This is a genomic window from Pseudomonas sp. GM60, from assembly GCF_000282415.1.
Taxonomy (GTDB): Bacteria; Pseudomonadota; Gammaproteobacteria; order Pseudomonadales; family Pseudomonadaceae; genus Aquipseudomonas; species Aquipseudomonas migulae.
Window position 1 is genome coordinate 36,670 of sequence record NZ_AKJI01000098.1, and the last position, 15,491, is coordinate 52,160.

A 15,491-nucleotide genomic window follows, 5' to 3' on the forward strand; every position below is an offset into this window, starting at 1 on the left:
CTTGAACGTACAAGTGCGCGGCCGGAACACGGGCCTGATAAAACAAAGCCGCTATCATAGCCGAAGCCGTCAAGTCGCTGACAGTACAGGCCCGAAAACGGCTGCATTTAATCGGATGCAAATGAAAAACAGCCTCGAAATTGGCGTCTGTCGCGCTAAACTGCGCACCTTGGCCGACATCGGCCGGACCGGTTGAGGGCTCGACAGCCCTGAAACCCACGAATTCCCAGAAAGAGTACCGATCATGACCCAAGTCAAACTGACCACCAACCACGGCGACATCGTCCTGGAACTGAACGCCGAGAAAGCCCCGATCACCGTGGCCAACTTCATCGAGTACGTTAAAGCCGGTCACTACGAAAACACTGTTTTCCACCGCGTCATCGGTAACTTCATGATCCAGGGCGGCGGTTTCGAGCCAGGCATGAAAGAAAAGAAAGACAAGCGCCCAAGCATCCAGAACGAAGCCGACAACGGTCTTTCCAACGACAAATACACCGTCGCCATGGCCCGCACCATGGAGCCGCATTCGGCTTCCGCCCAGTTCTTCATCAACGTCGCTGACAACAGCTTCCTGAACCACAGCGGCAAGAACGTTCAGGGCTGGGGCTACGCAGTGTTCGGCAAAGTGACCGCCGGCACCGACGTCGTCGACAAGATCAAAGGCGTGTCCACCACCTCCAAGGCCGGCCACCAGGACGTACCAGCAGACGACGTGATCATCGAGAAAGCCGAGATCATTGAGTGATATTGCTGATTTCAGACTTGCATCTGGAAGAGGAGCGCCCGGACATCACCCGGGCGTTTCTGGATTTGCTCGCCGGACGCGCCCGCTCGGCGAGTGCGTTGTACATCCTCGGCGACTTTTTCGAAGCGTGGATTGGCGACGATGCCATGACGCCCTTCCAGCGTTCCATCTGCCAGGCCCTGCGCGACCTCAGCGACAGCGGCACGGCGATTTTTCTGATGCACGGCAATCGCGACTTCATGCTCGGCCAGGCCTTTTGCAAACAGGCCGGTTGTACGTTGTTGAAGGACCCGAGTGTCGTGCAGTTCAACGGCGAGCCGGTGCTCTTGATGCACGGCGACAGCCTCTGCACCCGCGACGAGGCTTACATGAAGCTGCGTCGTTACCTGCGCAACCCGATCACCCTGTTCATCCTGCGCCACTTGCCATTGCGCACCCGCCATAAACTGGCACGCAAACTGCGCAGCGAAAGCCGTGCGCAGACGCGGATGAAGGCCAATGACATTGTCGATGTCACGCCGGACGAAGTGCCGCGGATCATGCAGGCTTATGGCGTGAAAACCCTGATCCACGGGCATACCCATCGCCCGGCCATCCACAAGTTGCAGATTGGTGATCAAGCGGCCAAGCGCATTGTGCTGGGGGATTGGGATCGCCAAGGGTGGGCGTTGCAGGTGGATGAGAGCGGGTTTGCGTTGGCGCCGTTTGATTTCACCCCGCCGCCACAACTCGCAGCCCCCGCGAGCTAACGCCAAACCCAAAACCCATTGTGGGAGCGGGCTTGCTCGCGAAGGCGATGTAACAGTCAACAGAGATGCTGAATGTTAGACCGCCTTCGCGAGCAAGCCCGCTCCCACATTTGACCGCGTTTCGCTCTAGTGGCCGGAGGCCGCGGGCCCGGCCTTTGCCGCAAACGGCGGTTTCGCCAGCCATACCAGCACGATCAACCCCATGAACGCCCACCCCAGCAACGTGAAGTAATCCACGGTGGAGAGCATGTACGCCTGACTGGTCAGCACATGATCGAGCTGCGCATACGCCGGGTTGTTCGCGCCGCCCAGCGCATTCAGGGCCTCGCGGGTCGCCGGTTCGTAGGTGCTGATGCTCTCGCTCATGTACGCATGATGCTGATCCGCCCGGCGAATCCAGATCCACGTGGTCAACGACGCTGCAAAACTGCCGCCCAGGGTCCGCAGGAACGTCGCGAGGCCCGCGCCATCGGCGATCTGGCTCGGTGGCAGGTCCGACATCAAAATGCTCAAGGTCGGCATGAAGAACAGCGCCACGCCAATACCCATGAACAGTTGCACCAGGGCGATGTGCTGGAAGTCCACCTCGTTGGTGAACCCGGCGCGCATGAAGCAGCTGAGGCCAATCGCCAGGAACGCCAGGCCCGCCAAAAGCCGCAGGTCGAACTTGTGCGCGTACTTGCCGACAAACGGCGAGAGGATCACCGGCAGAATCCCGATCGGCGCCACCGCCAGCCCGGCCCACGTTGCCGTGTAGCCCATCTGCGTTTGCAGCCATTGCGGCAGGATCAGGTTGATGCCGAAGAACCCGGCGTAACCCAACACCAGCACAATCGTGCCGATGCGGAAGTTGCGATACGCAAACAAGCGCAGGTTGACCACCGGGTGTTTGTCGGTCATTTCCCAGATCACGAACACCGCCAGCGCAATCGCGGAAATGGCCGCGCCGATGAGGATGAAATTCGATTCGAACCAGTCGAGGTCGTTGCCCTTGTCGAGGATCACCTGCAACGCGCCGACACCGATGATCAACGTGATCAGGCCGACGTAATCCATTGGTTGATAACTGGTCACCACCGGCCGCGCCTTGAGCTGCGAACGCACCACCATCACCGCGAAAACCCCGATTGGCACGTTGATGAAGAAGATCCACGGCCAGCTATAACTGTCGGTAATCCAGCCGCCCAGAATAGGCCCGGCAATCGGCGCCACCACCGTGACCATCGCCAGCAACGCCAGGGCCATGCCGCGCCTGGCCGGCGGATAGACCGCGATCAGCAGCGTCTGGGTCATCGGGTACAACGGCCCGGCGACCAGACCTTGCAGCACCCGAAAGCCGATCAGCTCCGGCATTGAGGTGGAGATACCGCAGAGAAACGAAGCCAGCACAAACAGGATCGTCGCCCACAGAAACAGTTTAACTTCGCCAAATCGCCGACTGAGCCAGCCAGTCAGCGGCAGCGCAATCGCATTGCTCACCGCAAACGAGGTGATCACCCAGGTGCCCTGCTCCGAACTCACCCCCAGGTTGCCGGAAATGGTCGGCAACGCCACGTTGGCGATGGTGGTGTCGAGCACTTGCATGAAAGTCGCCAGCGACAGGCCGATGGTGCTGAGCAGCAGGCTGGGCGGGGTGAAAGACGCGTTATTGCTCATCGCGAATCCTTTGAAACCTGATGGGCGCTGCGCCCATTAAAGACGCAGCTGACCGTGTAGGAGTGAGCCTGCTCGCGATGGAGGACTTACATCCAACATCTGTGTTGATTGATCCACCGCTATCGCGAGCAGGCTCACTCCTACAGTGGTCGGTGTCAGCGTTGCGCGGTTTTGCTGACCGCTGCGCTGTTGTCGTGGATCAACTGCGTGATCATCGCGTCGGCCTCGGCCAACTGACGGTCGTAGACGCTGGTGCTGAACGACGCCTTTTGCGGCGGCTGTTGAGCCAGCACCGGGCCGCTCTGGTCGCGCAGGTTCACATCGACCTGAGTCGACAGGCCCACGCGCAACGGGTGCTTGGCCAGTTCTTCGGCGTTGATGTGAATCCGCACCGGCACACGCTGGACGATCTTGATCCAGTTCCCGGTGGCGTTCTGCGCCGGCAGCAGGGCAAACGCACTGCCGGTGCCCGCGCCGAGGCTGTCGATGGTGCCGCTGAATTTCACGTCGCTGCCGTACAGGTCAGCCTGGATATCCACCGGTTGGCCAATGCGCATGTCGCGCAGTTGGGTTTCCTTGAAGTTGGCGTCGATCCACAACTGGTCCAGTGGAATGACGGCCATCAGCGCGGTGCCCGGCTGGACCCGTTGACCGAGTTGTACCGAGCGCTTGGCGACGTAACCGGTCACCGGTGCAATCAGAGTGCTGCGGGAATGGTTCAGGTACGCCTGGCGCAATTGCGCGGCGGCCGACATCACGTCCGGGTGCGACGACACCACCGTGTCATCCACCAGGGCGCTGGTGGTTTTCAGTTGCTGTTTGGCGTTGGCCAGGGCGTTTTGCGCCGAGGTCAGGTCATCGCGAGCGTGGGACAGTTCTTCCTGGGAAATCGCCCCGCCCGCCGCCAGATTTTTCCGGCGATTGAAGTTGTCCTGAGCCTTCTGCACTTCGGCTTGCTGGGCGTTGACCTGGGCTTTCATGCCGTCGACGTTGCTGTACAAGCCGCGCACCTGACGCACGGTGCGAGCGAGGTTGGCCTGGGCACTTTGCAGACCGACTTCGGCGTCGTTCGGGTCGAAATTCACCAGCACCTGGCCTTCATGAACCAGGTCGCCGTCATCTGCGCCGATGCTGACCACGGTGCCGGTGACCAGCGGCGTGATTTCCACCACGTTGCCGTTCACATAGGCGTCGTCGGTGCTTTCGTTCCAGCGCCCGTAGAATTCGTGATAACCCCAGACGCCGACACCGGCGAGGACCACCACGATGGCCAGGACCACCAGCATGACTTTGCGTTTGCGCGGGTTGCTGGTGTCCTGCGGGTTGCCGGAGGTTTGTGTGTTTTGTGCAGTGGCCATGACCATTACCTTGAATTAGTTGTGCTGCGTGGCTGGGGTTGCGTTGGCCGCGGTCAGGGTTTCGCCCTGAAAACCGCCGCCCAGCGCCTGCATCAGTTGGATCGACAGGTCGATCTGCTCGGCATTCAGGTTGGCCAGCTGACGCTGGGCCTGGAGCAATTGCTGCTCGATGCTGAGCACGTCCAGGTAGTTGCCGATGCCGGAACCGTACCGCTGGACCACGGTGTTGTAAGAATCCTGGGCAATGTCGGTGGCGTGCTGCTGAGCGCCGATCTGCCGGCCGATGTCACGCAACTGGTTGATGGTGTCACTGACATCACCGAGGGCTTTCACCAGGCTTTTGTTGTACTGCGCAACGGCGAGGTCGTAATCAGCGTCGCGGGCATCGAGGTCGGCACGCAGGCGACCGCCGTCGAAAATCGGCAGGGAAATGGTCGGCGCTATGTTGAAGAATCGACTGGCCGAACCGAACATCGCGTCGCCCAGCAACGATTCGGCACCGGCCGCCGCGCTGAGGTTCAGGTTGGGATAGAACCGGGTCTTGCCGGCGTCGATGTTCTTGCTCGCCGCCTCGACCCGCCAGCGCGCGGCCACCAGATCGGGACGACGACCGAGCAACTCGGCGGGCAGGACCGACGGCAATGCGACGGCGCTGGCCTGAAGAATCTTCGGCCGGGCGATTTCATTTCCGCGATCCGGACCTTTGCCAAGCAAGACCGCCAGGGCGATTTTCGCGCTTTGCAGACGTTTCTCGGCGTCGATCAGGCTGGCTTCAGACGTGGCTTCCAGGCTTTCGGTTTGCTGGAACTGGTACTGGCTGTCGATCCCGGAGCTCAGGCGACGCTGGCTCAGGTCGAGCATTTGCCGGGTGCGCTTGAGGTCTTCGTTGGCCAGGTCATAAACGATGTGCGCCTGACCCAGATCGCTGTAGGCGCGGGCGACGTCGGCAGACAACGTCAGCTGCGCGGCCTGCTGATCGACTTCGGCAGCGCGGGCCTGGCCCAACGCGGCTTCCCAGGCGTCGCGCTGGCCGCCCCAGAGGTCGAAGTTGTAGTTGAAGCTGGCACCGATGTTGCGCACGGTGGAGTAGGCATCGCCCTCGCCCCTCGGGTCTTGATCCCGGGCCAGACGCGAACGGCTGACGCCGGCGCTGGCATCGAGGGTCGGCATCCGCGCAGCGTCGGCGGCATACGCGGCGGCACTGGCCTGATGGGCACGGGCGTCGGCGATCTGCATGTCGGGGCTGTCGTGCAGGGCTTCGCGAATCAGACCGTCGAGCTGCGGGTCGCCGAGGCTTTTCCACCAGTCGCTTTTCGGCCAGGCCGCAGGCGACAGGGTCACGCCGCTGAGGGATTGCCCGGCCTTGAGGTCTTTCGCATCGAGGCTTTTGCCTTCGGTGGTCAGGCCGCTGTAGCTGGCGCAACCGGCCAGGGTCATGGCCGCAAGCACCAGGCTCAGGCCGGCGCGCAAGATTTTGCTGCTCATTTGTCACCTACCCGCAGCAGCGTGATCGAGTCACCGGCTGCCACCAAAATTTTCTTCAGGATCTGTTCCAGGGTTTTCAGCTCATCCGGAGTGATCGCGCCGGCCAGTTCGTTCATCGCGTCGGCGCCGATCACCGGCAAGCGGTCAGCCAACTGCTGGCCTTGCTCAGTCAACACAAGCTGCACCTGACGGCGGTCCGCTTCGGAGCGTTGGCGGGCGAGGAAACCTTTCTGTTCCAGACGATCGAGCATGCGGGTCATCGAACCGCTGTCGAGTGACAAGTGTCGGCACAGCTCGGCCGGGGTATCGACGCCGTATTGGGCGATGATGATCAGCACTTTGAACTGCGCGGCGGTGATGCCGTGGGGTTCCATGTGCGTGTCGATGATCCGGTCCTTGAGCAGCGCGGCGCGCCCGAGCAGGAGACCGAGATGGCAGTTCTTGAATTCGTCCGGGGTGAAATGTTTCATCTGACCACCAATTAGCTGCCTAGGCAGAGAATGTATGTCGAGATGTTACTGCCTAGGCAGCCAATGTCAACGTAATAGTTAGGTTGCTTTGTATTTGATGGAAAAATGGCGCGGATTTTTGTGGTGAACACAATGACGCCTTCGCGGGCAAGCCTCGCTCCTACGGGTTCGGTGTAATCCCTGTAGGAGCGAGGCTTGCCCGCGAAGAAAGCGACTCGGTTTTGGAGAGGACGGGTGTTAAAAATCCCGCTTGTAGAAGATATCCAGCGAACTGGCCACGCCACCCGCCGCTTCGAGGTACACCTTCTTGCTCAGCTTGTAGCGCAGGGCAATGGTGTTGGCCGGCTCAAACACGCCAACGCCATATCGCAGGCTGAGCTTCTCGGAGATATTGCCGCTGGCGACCACACTCGTCGTATTGCCGCTGCCCTCGGTATCGAGCTGGAAATCCTGAATCCCCAGATCGCTGGCCAGTTTGCCGGTCACCCCGGCACTGCCCATCAGGCCCAACCCCAGCGCGGCCTGCGCCAGCATGTTGTTGTCTTCACCGGTGGTGCTCAGCGGACGCCCGAGCACCAGATAGGACAAGGCCTGTTCCTGGCTCATCGCCGGTTCGGAGAAGATCTGCGTGGCCGGCTGCTCGGCGCTGCCGCTCAGGCGAATACCGGCGATGACGTCGTCGGTCTGGCGAATCGCCTCGATGTCCAGGTACGGCTGATCGATCGGGCCGGCAAACAGCAAGCGCGCCCGGCGCACCGTCAGCCGCTGGCCGTAGGCCCGATAACGCCCGTCGTTGAGCCACAGCTCGCCGCGGGTGTCCATGTTGTCGCCGATGTGCACGTGCCCTTGCAGGTTGGCGGTCAGGCCAAACCCGGCGAAGCTGAGTTTGTCTTCGCCGACGGCCACGTCGATGTCCATTTTCATCGCCAGCGGCGGTTTGCCCTCTTCGGTCTGCGCGCCAATGATCACCGTGTCATCAGAAACCTTGACCGTCGATGGCGGCAACTCGCGCACGGTGATTTCGCCTTTCGGCACCAGCACTTTGCCAGCGATGGCCAGCTCGTCGCCCTTCATCGAAATCTTCAAGTCCGGCGCCACTTCGAGCTTGGCGTACGGTTCGACAGTGACCGGCAATTGCGTGCCTTTGAGCGCCAGGTCCACCACCAGCGCCTGACCCCAGGCGATGCTGCCGGTCAAGCTGCCCTGCCCGCTCTTGCCGCTTTTCCAGCCACCGTTCAACTGCACGGTTTCGCCGGCGATCAGCGCTTGAAGCTGCAACGCTTCAAGGTCCATCGGCAATTCAGGGCCGGAAATCTCGCCGTCGCTGAGCAACAGATTGCCGTTGACCAAAGGCGCCAGCAAACCACCGGAAATCGTGCCGCTGCCATTCAGGCGTCCGGTGAGCTTCTCGACCATCGGCACAAACGGTCGCGCCACGGACAGGTCGAGGCCATTGAGGCGGAACGCGCCGGTCAGCGGTTTGTTCTTCGGCAATGGATTGATCTGCGCCTGCACACTCAATTCGCCGAGCTTGCCGCCGACGAAGTTGAGGTCGGTGTCGATGCGCTTGGGCGTGAGTTTGCTGGTGAGTTTCAGGGTCTGGTAGGGGAAGTCCAGCCACTGATCCTTTTCCTTGATGCGCAGGGTGCCGCCGCTGGCATCGAGGCTGATCTGGCCGTTCGGGCCGCTGGCCGGCAGGTCCAGTTGCAGGTCGGCATTGAGCCGGCCCTTCCAGGCGAAATCCTTCGGCAGCCATTGCGCAAGGCTTTCAATCGGGAATTGCTTGAGGTGATAACGCAGCTTCGGTTCCGGCATCAGGCGCTGGTCTTCACCGCACAGACTGGCCGGACCGGACATCCAGCAATGGGCACCGAAGTTGATTTTGCCGTCCGCCAGCCGTTCGAGTTTCGCCGGGTTTTGCAGCTTCCAGTCCTGGCCACCGGCCTGAATGTCACCGCCGGCCAAACGTCCGCGCCAGTTGCCTTTGTCCAGATTGCCGTCGAAACCCAGGGCCAGTTTCAGTTGCGGGCCTTGCAGATCGAGCGTCAGTTTCTGGTTTTTGATATCGCCCTGACCGCTGGCCGTCAGCGTGCCCAGCGACGTGTCGCCGGTCTGAATGCCGCTGCCCTTGAAGTCGATTTTCGCCCGTTGCGCACTGTCGAGGGTCGCGTCGAGGTTCAGGCTTTGCAGGCGATTATCTTCGAACGCCAGTTGCGTGCCTTGCAGCCCGAGCTTGCCTTGCGGTGCCTTGAGCGTGCCGGCGACATCGACGCGACCATTGAGCTGGCCGCGCAGTTGCGGCCACAGCTGCGCCAGGCGCGACAGCTTGATGTCGATCTGGCCGGCGAGTTTCTGTTGCAAGCTGCCTTTGCCGGTGATGCTGTTGTCACCGAGGCGGATTTGCAGCGCGCTGAGGTTCCATTGCTCGCCGCTGCCATCGGCCTTGGCTTGCAGGATGGCCGGCTGGCCACGCAGCTTGCCCTTCAGATCAAGGTCCGCGTTCAGGCTGAGTTTTTCATTCTTCATCTCGCCTTTGCTGCGCAACGGTCCGGCCAGGGTGCCCGGCAATTCCGCGACCCAGTACGCCGGGTTGATCGCCGAGAGGTCCAGCGCGGTGTCCCAGGCAAAGCCATCGGCAAATTGCAGGTTCAGGTGGCCTTCGGCCTTGCCCTGCCCCGCGTCGAGCTGGATTTGTTGCAGGTAGATTTTCGTCAGGTCGCCGGCGAACGGGCTGCTCAGGCTGAACGCCCCGGCCGGGCCATCCAGTGCAGCCTTGAAGTTGCCGAGGTATTTGCCGTCGGTGTAAGAGACTTCGCCGTTGAAGCTGCGCAACGCCACTTCAGGTTCGTCGATCAGCGGATAGAGCCGGTGCCAGGGGAAATCCAGCCAGTCGATTTTCGCCGTGGCATTCAGGCCTTTACTCCAGTCCAGAACACCCGTGAGTTTGAGACTTTGCTTGTCGTTGGCGGTCAGGTCCAGCGCGGCGATCTGCGCGCCGTTGGCGTCGACTTTGCCTTGCAGCATCAGTGCAACCGGGCCTTGCTCGGCAGGTAGCGTGGCGTTGCCGCGCAACTGGTAGCCGTTTTTCAGGTCGCCGTCGCCGGTCAGTTCAAGCTGATTGAGTTGCAGGGTGTCTGGCAAATCGGCGCTGGGCTTGAAGCCATCGGCGGTAATCCGCACCTTGGCCGGCAAGTTGTCCACCAGCGGCTGCAACTCGCCGGTCAGTTGGCCGTTCAGGTAACCGCTGCTGTCGGCGGTGAGCTTCAGGGTTTTCAGCAGGTCGCCGTTGATTTTCAGCGTCAGCGCCCAGGGCTCGGGCGCCGGCAGGGTCAGTTTGCCCTCAGCCTTGAGCGGCCAGTTACCGTTGGGTTGCAGGAGGCCGGACAGGTTCAGGCTGAGGTCGTCGCGTTGCAGTTGCACGGAGTCGATCTGCATCCCCTGCTCGGTCCAGTGCGCCGCCAGTTGCAGGCCTTTGAGTTCTTCGCTGCCGTTGAACAGCAAGCTGCCGACCTGCACATCGCCCAGCTCGATGGCCAGTGGCAATTTCAGATCCGGCAAGGTGATCGGTCCGCTGCTCTGCTCTTCAGGGCCCGGTGGAAATTGCAGGCTGACCTGATCGGTTTTCAGTTGCTCGATGCACAGGGCCATGCGCGTCAGGCACAACGGCGACCAGGCGAAAATCACTTTGCTCAGTTCAACCCGACTGGTGTCCTGCTGCCAGACCAGATGATCGGCGCTCCACTGACCGCCCAGACGGCCCTGGAAATTCTCGACCGTCAAACCCGGCACAAAGCCGAGCGCCCAGCGGCTGCCCGTCGCGGTGCCCAGCACCGTGGTCACAGCCAACAGCACCAGCATCAGCAGCGCCAGAATCGTCAGCAGCGTTACTTTCAAACCACGCTTCACAGCTCAGGCCCCATGGAAAAGTGCAGTCGTATGCCGCCGTCGTCGTCCATCGCGTGGGCCAGGTCGAGGCGAATCGGCCCCACCGGTGACACCCAGCGCACGCCGATACCGACGCCGGTCTTGAGATCGGGCAGTTCGAGTTTGTTGAAGGAATTGCCCTGGTCGACGAACGTTGCGACCCGCCATTTTTCGGCGATGGAATATTGATACTCGACGCTGCCGGCAATCATGTAGCGACCACCGATGCGGTCGCCGTCGGAGTTTTCCGGGGACAGGCTCTGGTAGTCGTAACCGCGAACGCTCTGATCGCCACCGGCGAAGAAGCGCAGCGACGGCGGCACCGATTTGTAGCCATTGGTGGCACTGCCACCCACCTGCACCCGGCCGAGGAAACGGTGTTTATCGAACACCGTGGTCAGGCCTTTGACCAGCGCGGTGCCGTAAAGCAGGTTGTTGTCGGAACCCAAGCCTTCCTTGGCCACTTTGCTTTCGAACTGCAGTCGATAGCCGTTGTGCGGGTCGATGCGGTTGTCGCTTTTCAGGTAGGAATAACTGACGCCGGGCATCAGCAGATTGCTCAGCCCCGAGTCATCGCCGAGTCGATATTCTTCGCGCTGCCATTTCAGCGACACCACTCGCTGCCAGCCGCTGGGCAACTTGCTGTGCCATTCGGGGCCGAGGGTCAGCAGTTTGCTCAGGCTGTCCTTGTCGGCGATTTCTTCACTCTGATAACCACCGGCGAAGCGCAGTTTGTCGGTCAGCGGCGGGTCCAGCGGAATGTCATAAAACAGCCCGACGTTTTGCCGTGGCGCCGAGACTTCGGTTTCCCAGCCATAGCTGTGGCCTTGAGGGTTGACCCAGTGCCGGGTCCAGTTGGCCTTGACCCGAGGGCCGACGTCCGTGGAATAGCCCAGGCCGAGGCCCATGGTCCGCGGCTTGCGGGTGTCGAGCTTGACGTCCACCGGGATCACATCGTTCTTGGACGCCGTCGGCGCGGCGTCGACGCGCACGCCTTCGAAGTACCCGCTTGCCTGCAGATTCTGATTCAGTTCGGCGATCAGTTCGGAGTCATAGGGCTCACCCGCCTTGAACGGCACCATGCGTTGCAGCAACTCTTCGTCGAACGGCGTATCGCCTTCGAAACTGACTTTACCCAAGGTGTAACGCGGGCCGCTTTCGTAGATCAGTTCGATGTCGGCAACGCCGGCTCGCGGGTCGACCGCCAGTTTCTGCCGGGTGAAATAACCGCTGAAGAAACCGTAACGCGAGGCTTGGTTCTGGATCAGCCGCTTGGCGTCTTCGTAGCGGCCATGATTGAGCACTGCGCCGGTTTTCAGCGCATTGCTTTTGGGCACACGAAAGGTTTTGAGGGAGGCCGCAGGGCCGTCGATGCGAATAGTGACATTGCGCAAATGCACAGGCTCGCCGGGATCGATGTTCATGACCAGGCGCGGTGTCTTGCCGCCCTTCACGTCCGTGTCGATCTGTGGCTGGTAATAACCCAAGGCCTGGGCGGCCTTGCGCGCCTGTTCTTCGGCGCCACGACTGAAGCGCAACAAGGCCTCCTCGTCACGATCGCCGAGGCTGCCGATATAGCCCTCTATATTGGCCTTCAGTTCATCGTTGGACGGTTTGATCCGCACATCCAATTCACTTTGCGCCAGCGCCGCGCAGCTGGTGATCAGCATCAGCACGCCGCTGGTAATTCTTCCTGGAAACTTCATAGGCGCGGATGCTATCACGAGCGTGGGAGCGTGATAGAGCCTCGCGCCCCGCGAAAGTTCTACCGTTTTATGCCGTGGCGGTTTGCAGCACCTGTGGGTTGGCGTGGAAAAACACGTGCTCGCGGATCGGTCCTACCGCCACTTCACCGATTTCCTCGTAGCCCTGACGTTTATAGAACTCCAGATAACGCGGATTCCCGGTATCGAGGACTACACCTTGGGAATGTTCATCGACCGCGCACCAGTTATGGACCGCCTGCAGCAGTTGTTCGCCGAAGTGCTTGCCCTGAAATTGCGGGTGAACCCCCAGCAATGGCAGCAGGTGCACCGAATCGGACGGCACGCAGGCCATCACCGCGTCGTGGTATTCGAGGTAGCGGCGGGTGCAGCGAAACCCGGTGCTGAGCACCATTCGCAGGCGCCACGCCCAGCTTTCGGTGATGCCCAGGCGTCGTTGCGGCGGCGCGATCAGCGCGATACCGATCAAGCGGTCGTTGACCAGCAGGCCGATGGCTGGCAAATCCTGAAGAAAGTGTTGCTTGACCAGTTCCCGTACGGTGGCGCGCACCCGCTGTTCATAACCGGGGCGTTCGGCTTCGAAGAGGTAGCCGAAGGTCGGCTCGTGGCGGTAGGCCTGGTACAACAGGGAGCGGGCTTCGCGGGAATAGCCGCTGTCGAGCATGTGGATATCGGCGATGACGGTCGAGGTTTCGGGCATAACGGTCATTCTCCCCGGCGCGGCTCGGGTGGCTGCGCTCTTATTGGTACGAGCGTTTGGGTGGCTTCACGGTTCCCCAGACAGGTATAGACCAAGTCAGGATCTTCATCGACTGGGCTTGCCCGCGAAGAGGCCGGTACTGCCAATGAAGATCTGACAGAACACCGAGAATCCCCTCACCCCACACTGGCCCCAATCCCACAGGTCAGCTAGCATCGCCCTTTTGCCAGGACTGCCGACCATGAAGATCGTCTCCTTCAACATCAACGGGCTGCGCGCTCGTCCTCATCAGCTGGCGGCGCTGATCGAAAAGCATCAGCCGGACGTGATCGGCCTGCAGGAAACCAAGGTCCACGACGATCAATTCCCGCTGGCCGAGATCCAGGCGCTGGGCTATCACGTGTATTTCCACGGGCAAAAAGGTCACTACGGCGTTGCCCTGCTCTCGCGCAAGGAACCGCTGGAGCTGCACAAAGGTTTCGTCACCGATGAAGAAGACGCCCAGCGCCGCTTCATCTGGGGCACCTTCGCTGATGCCAATGGCGTGCCGGTGACGATCATGAACGGCTATTTCCCACAGGGTGAAAGCCGCGACCATCCGACCAAATTCCCGGCCAAGGAACGTTTCTACAACGATCTGCAGCACCTGCTGGAAAGCCAGTTCAACAACGAACAGCCGCTGGTGGTGATGGGCGACGTGAACATTTCCCCGGAAGACTGCGACATCGGCATCGGCCCGGACAACATGAAGCGCTGGCTGAAAACTGGCAAATGCAGCTTCCTGCCGGAAGAACGCGAGTGGATGGCCCGCCTGAAGAACTGGGGCCTGGTGGACAGCTTCCGCCACCTGAACCCGGACGTGGCCGACCGATTCAGCTGGTTCGACTACCGCAGCCGTGGCTTTGAGGATGAACCGAAGCGCGGGCTGCGGATTGACGTGATCATGGCGTCCCACGGCTTGTTGCCGCGAGTGAAGGATGCCGGTGTGGATTACGAACTGCGCGGGATGGAAAAACCGTCGGACCATGCGCCGATCTGGCTTGAGTTGAGCTGATCCCTCGGTTCAACGCAGCTCAACTGTAGGAGCAAGCTTGCTCGCGATAGCGGTTTGTCAGTCAACTTAAATGTTGAATGTCAAACCCACATCGCTGGCAAGCCAGCTCCTACAAGGTTAACTGTCATCTTTCAGAAACCTTACTGACTTAATCTCCCGGCACTTTCTTTGTTCTTTAAAGGTGCCGGCATGACGCTGCGCGTTTTCTTCCTGTTAATGCTGTGCGCCGGGCTGCCCATCACCGCCTCGGCCGGTGACTTGCCGACGCCCAAACAGGGACCGGTGCTGCGCATCCAGGGTTCCAACACCATCGGCGCGGCATTGGGCCCGGCGCTGGTCGAGGGCTTGATGCGCGAGCAAGGCTTGCTCAAGGTCCACAGCGAAACCCCGGACAAAGCCAACGAATTGCGCGTGGTCGGCGAAACCGCTCAGGGCCGCCGGGTCATGGTGGACATCGCGGCCCACGGTTCCAGCACCGGTTTCACAGCCCTGAAAAACGCCACGGCGGGTCTCGCCGCCTCTTCGCGCCCGATCAAGGACAGCGAACTGCTGGCCCTGCAATCCCTCGGCGACCTGAAGAGCCCCGGCGCCGAGCAGGTGATCGCCATCGACGGCCTGGCAATCATCCTTCATCCGCAAAACCCGCTGAATCAACTCAACACCGAACAACTGGCGCAAATCTTCAGCGGCGAAGTGAAAACCTGGGAAGAACTCGGCGGCAGCGGCGGAGCCATTCACCTGTATGCGCGGGATGACCAATCGGGCACGTACGACACGTTTAAGGAAGTGGTCCTCAGCCGTCGTGGGAAATCGCTGAACAGCGCAGCGAAACGTTTCGAATCCAGCGAGCAGTTGTCCGACGCGGTCAGCCTCGATCCGCAAGGCATCGGTTTTATCGGCCTGCCCTACGTGCGTCAGGCCAAAGCCGTGGCGATCGTCGATGGCCAATCCCAGGCTATGCCGCCGCTCAACAGCCTGATCGCCACGGAAGACTATCCATTGTCGCGGCGGTTGTTCTTTTACCTGCCGCCCAACGCCAAAAACCCCTGGGCCGAAGCGTTGGTGGCGTTTGCGCAAAGCAGCAACGGCCAGGCCATCGTCGCGGCCAACGGGTTTATTGCCCAGACCGTCCAGGCAATGGCCGTTACGCCCAATGCATTGATGCCCGAGGGTTATCAGGCGCTCAGCCGCCACGCCCAGCGCTTGACTGTGAATTTTCGTTTCGAGGAAGGCAGCGCAACGCTGGACAACAAGGCCCGACAGGACCTGACGCGGGTGCTCGATTACCTTCAGCAGAACCAGAAAACCAACCGGCAGGTGACGTTGGTGGGGTTTGGCGATGCCAAGAGCGATCCGGCGCGGGCTGACCTGTTGTCGAAATTGCGGGCCATGGCGGTGCGGCGGGAGTTGGTGAAAAGCGGCGTGGTGTTTCGCGAGATTCGCGGTTTTGGCGCCGAGATGCCGGTGGCGGCCAATAGTGCGGATGAGGGGCGGATCAAGAATCGGCGGGTTGAGGTTTGGGTGTATTGATTGGGTTTTGTGTGTATATCCGTTGCTGTGGTAACGGCCACTAATGGTTTCGCCCTTACGGCGAGTCACTTGGAAAAGCCCCAAGTAACCAAG

Annotated in this window: 11 protein-coding genes; 4 read left to right on the top strand and 7 right to left on the bottom strand. The window is 61.0% G+C overall.

The annotated features are described in order from the left end of the window. The first annotated feature begins 244 nt into the window (after positions 1 to 244). Both PMI32_RS06765 and lpxH read left to right on the top strand, forming a co-directional pair. Positions 245 to 748: a peptidylprolyl isomerase gene (locus PMI32_RS06765; protein WP_008032775.1), complete on the top strand. Its 504-nt coding sequence runs from the start codon at positions 245 to 247 to the stop codon at positions 746 to 748. Further along, positions 745 to 1,497 carry a UDP-2,3-diacylglucosamine diphosphatase gene (gene lpxH, locus PMI32_RS06760; protein WP_008032778.1) on the top strand — a complete coding sequence of 251 codons (753 nt, stop codon included), beginning with the start codon at positions 745 to 747 and terminating at the stop codon, positions 1,495 to 1,497. Before PMI32_RS06765 ends, lpxH begins: the two co-directional genes overlap by 4 nt. Positions 1,498 to 1,623: 126 nt before the next feature. Here lpxH and PMI32_RS06755 read toward each other — a convergent pair whose 3' ends face one another. From PMI32_RS06755 to PMI32_RS06725, 7 genes are all read right to left on the bottom strand, one after another. Beyond that, the gene (locus PMI32_RS06755) at positions 1,624 to 3,153 is read right to left on the bottom strand and encodes a DHA2 family efflux MFS transporter permease subunit (RefSeq protein ID WP_008032779.1); all 1,530 of its coding nucleotides are present in this window, start codon (positions 3,151 to 3,153) and stop codon (positions 1,624 to 1,626) included. 155 nt (positions 3,154 to 3,308) lie between these two features. Further along, positions 3,309 to 4,511: an HlyD family secretion protein gene (locus PMI32_RS06750; protein ID WP_008032783.1), complete on the bottom strand. Its 1,203-nt coding sequence runs from the start codon at positions 4,509 to 4,511 to the stop codon at positions 3,309 to 3,311. Positions 4,512 to 4,526: 15 nt separating this feature from the next. Next, positions 4,527 to 5,996, bottom strand: coding sequence for an efflux transporter outer membrane subunit (locus tag PMI32_RS06745; protein ID WP_008032785.1), 1,470 nt, complete (start codon positions 5,994 to 5,996; stop codon positions 4,527 to 4,529). Next, positions 5,993 to 6,466, bottom strand: a complete 474-nt coding sequence (locus tag PMI32_RS06740) for a MarR family winged helix-turn-helix transcriptional regulator (protein WP_008032787.1) — start codon at positions 6,464 to 6,466, stop codon at positions 5,993 to 5,995. Before PMI32_RS06740 ends, PMI32_RS06745 begins: the two co-directional genes overlap by 4 nt. A gap of 237 nt (positions 6,467 to 6,703) precedes the next feature. Continuing rightward, positions 6,704 to 10,372, bottom strand: a complete 3,669-nt coding sequence (locus tag PMI32_RS06735; protein ID WP_008032788.1) for a translocation/assembly module TamB domain-containing protein — start codon at positions 10,370 to 10,372, stop codon at positions 6,704 to 6,706. Then, a complete protein-coding gene (locus PMI32_RS06730; RefSeq protein WP_008032789.1) occupies positions 10,369 to 12,096 on the bottom strand; it encodes an autotransporter assembly complex protein TamA in 1,728 nt (575 codons plus the stop codon). Before PMI32_RS06730 ends, PMI32_RS06735 begins: the two co-directional genes overlap by 4 nt. Positions 12,097 to 12,163: 67 nt before the next feature. Then, the gene (locus PMI32_RS06725; RefSeq protein WP_008032790.1) at positions 12,164 to 12,814 is read right to left on the bottom strand and encodes a GNAT family N-acetyltransferase; all 651 of its coding nucleotides are present in this window, start codon (positions 12,812 to 12,814) and stop codon (positions 12,164 to 12,166) included. A 241-nt stretch (positions 12,815 to 13,055) separates the two neighbouring features. On the opposite strand from PMI32_RS06725, the gene xthA reads away from it, so the two are divergent. Together xthA and PMI32_RS06715 are read left to right on the top strand one after the other, a co-directional pair. Beyond that, entirely contained in the window at positions 13,056 to 13,868 is an 813-nt protein-coding gene (gene xthA / locus PMI32_RS06720) for an exodeoxyribonuclease III (RefSeq protein WP_008032791.1), read from the top strand. Between the two features lie 189 nt (positions 13,869 to 14,057). Further along, complete coding sequence (locus PMI32_RS06715; protein WP_008032792.1) at positions 14,058 to 15,398, top strand: substrate-binding domain-containing protein; 1,341 nt, start codon at positions 14,058 to 14,060, stop codon at positions 15,396 to 15,398. The last annotated feature ends 93 nt before the right edge of the window (positions 15,399 to 15,491 follow it).

Excerpts from the sequence above, each read along its gene's own strand:
- PMI32_RS06725 (WP_008032790.1), bottom strand. The coding sequence starts at position 12,814 with ATGCCCGAAACCTCGACCGTCATCGCCGATATCCACATGCTCGACAGC.
- PMI32_RS06715 (WP_008032792.1), top strand. The coding sequence starts at position 14,058 with ATGACGCTGCGCGTTTTCTTCCTGTTAATGCTGTGCGCCGGGCTGCCC.
- PMI32_RS06765 (WP_008032775.1), top strand. The coding sequence starts at position 245 with ATGACCCAAGTCAAACTGACCACCAACCACGGCGACATCGTCCTGGAA.
- PMI32_RS06740 (WP_008032787.1), bottom strand. The coding sequence starts at position 6,466 with ATGAAACATTTCACCCCGGACGAATTCAAGAACTGCCATCTCGGTCTC.
- PMI32_RS06730 (WP_008032789.1), bottom strand. The coding sequence starts at position 12,096 with ATGAAGTTTCCAGGAAGAATTACCAGCGGCGTGCTGATGCTGATCACC.
- PMI32_RS06745 (WP_008032785.1), bottom strand. The coding sequence starts at position 5,996 with ATGAGCAGCAAAATCTTGCGCGCCGGCCTGAGCCTGGTGCTTGCGGCC.
- PMI32_RS06750 (WP_008032783.1), bottom strand. The coding sequence starts at position 4,511 with ATGGCCACTGCACAAAACACACAAACCTCCGGCAACCCGCAGGACACC.
- PMI32_RS06755 (WP_008032779.1), bottom strand. The coding sequence starts at position 3,153 with ATGAGCAATAACGCGTCTTTCACCCCGCCCAGCCTGCTGCTCAGCACC.
- xthA (WP_008032791.1), top strand. The coding sequence starts at position 13,056 with ATGAAGATCGTCTCCTTCAACATCAACGGGCTGCGCGCTCGTCCTCAT.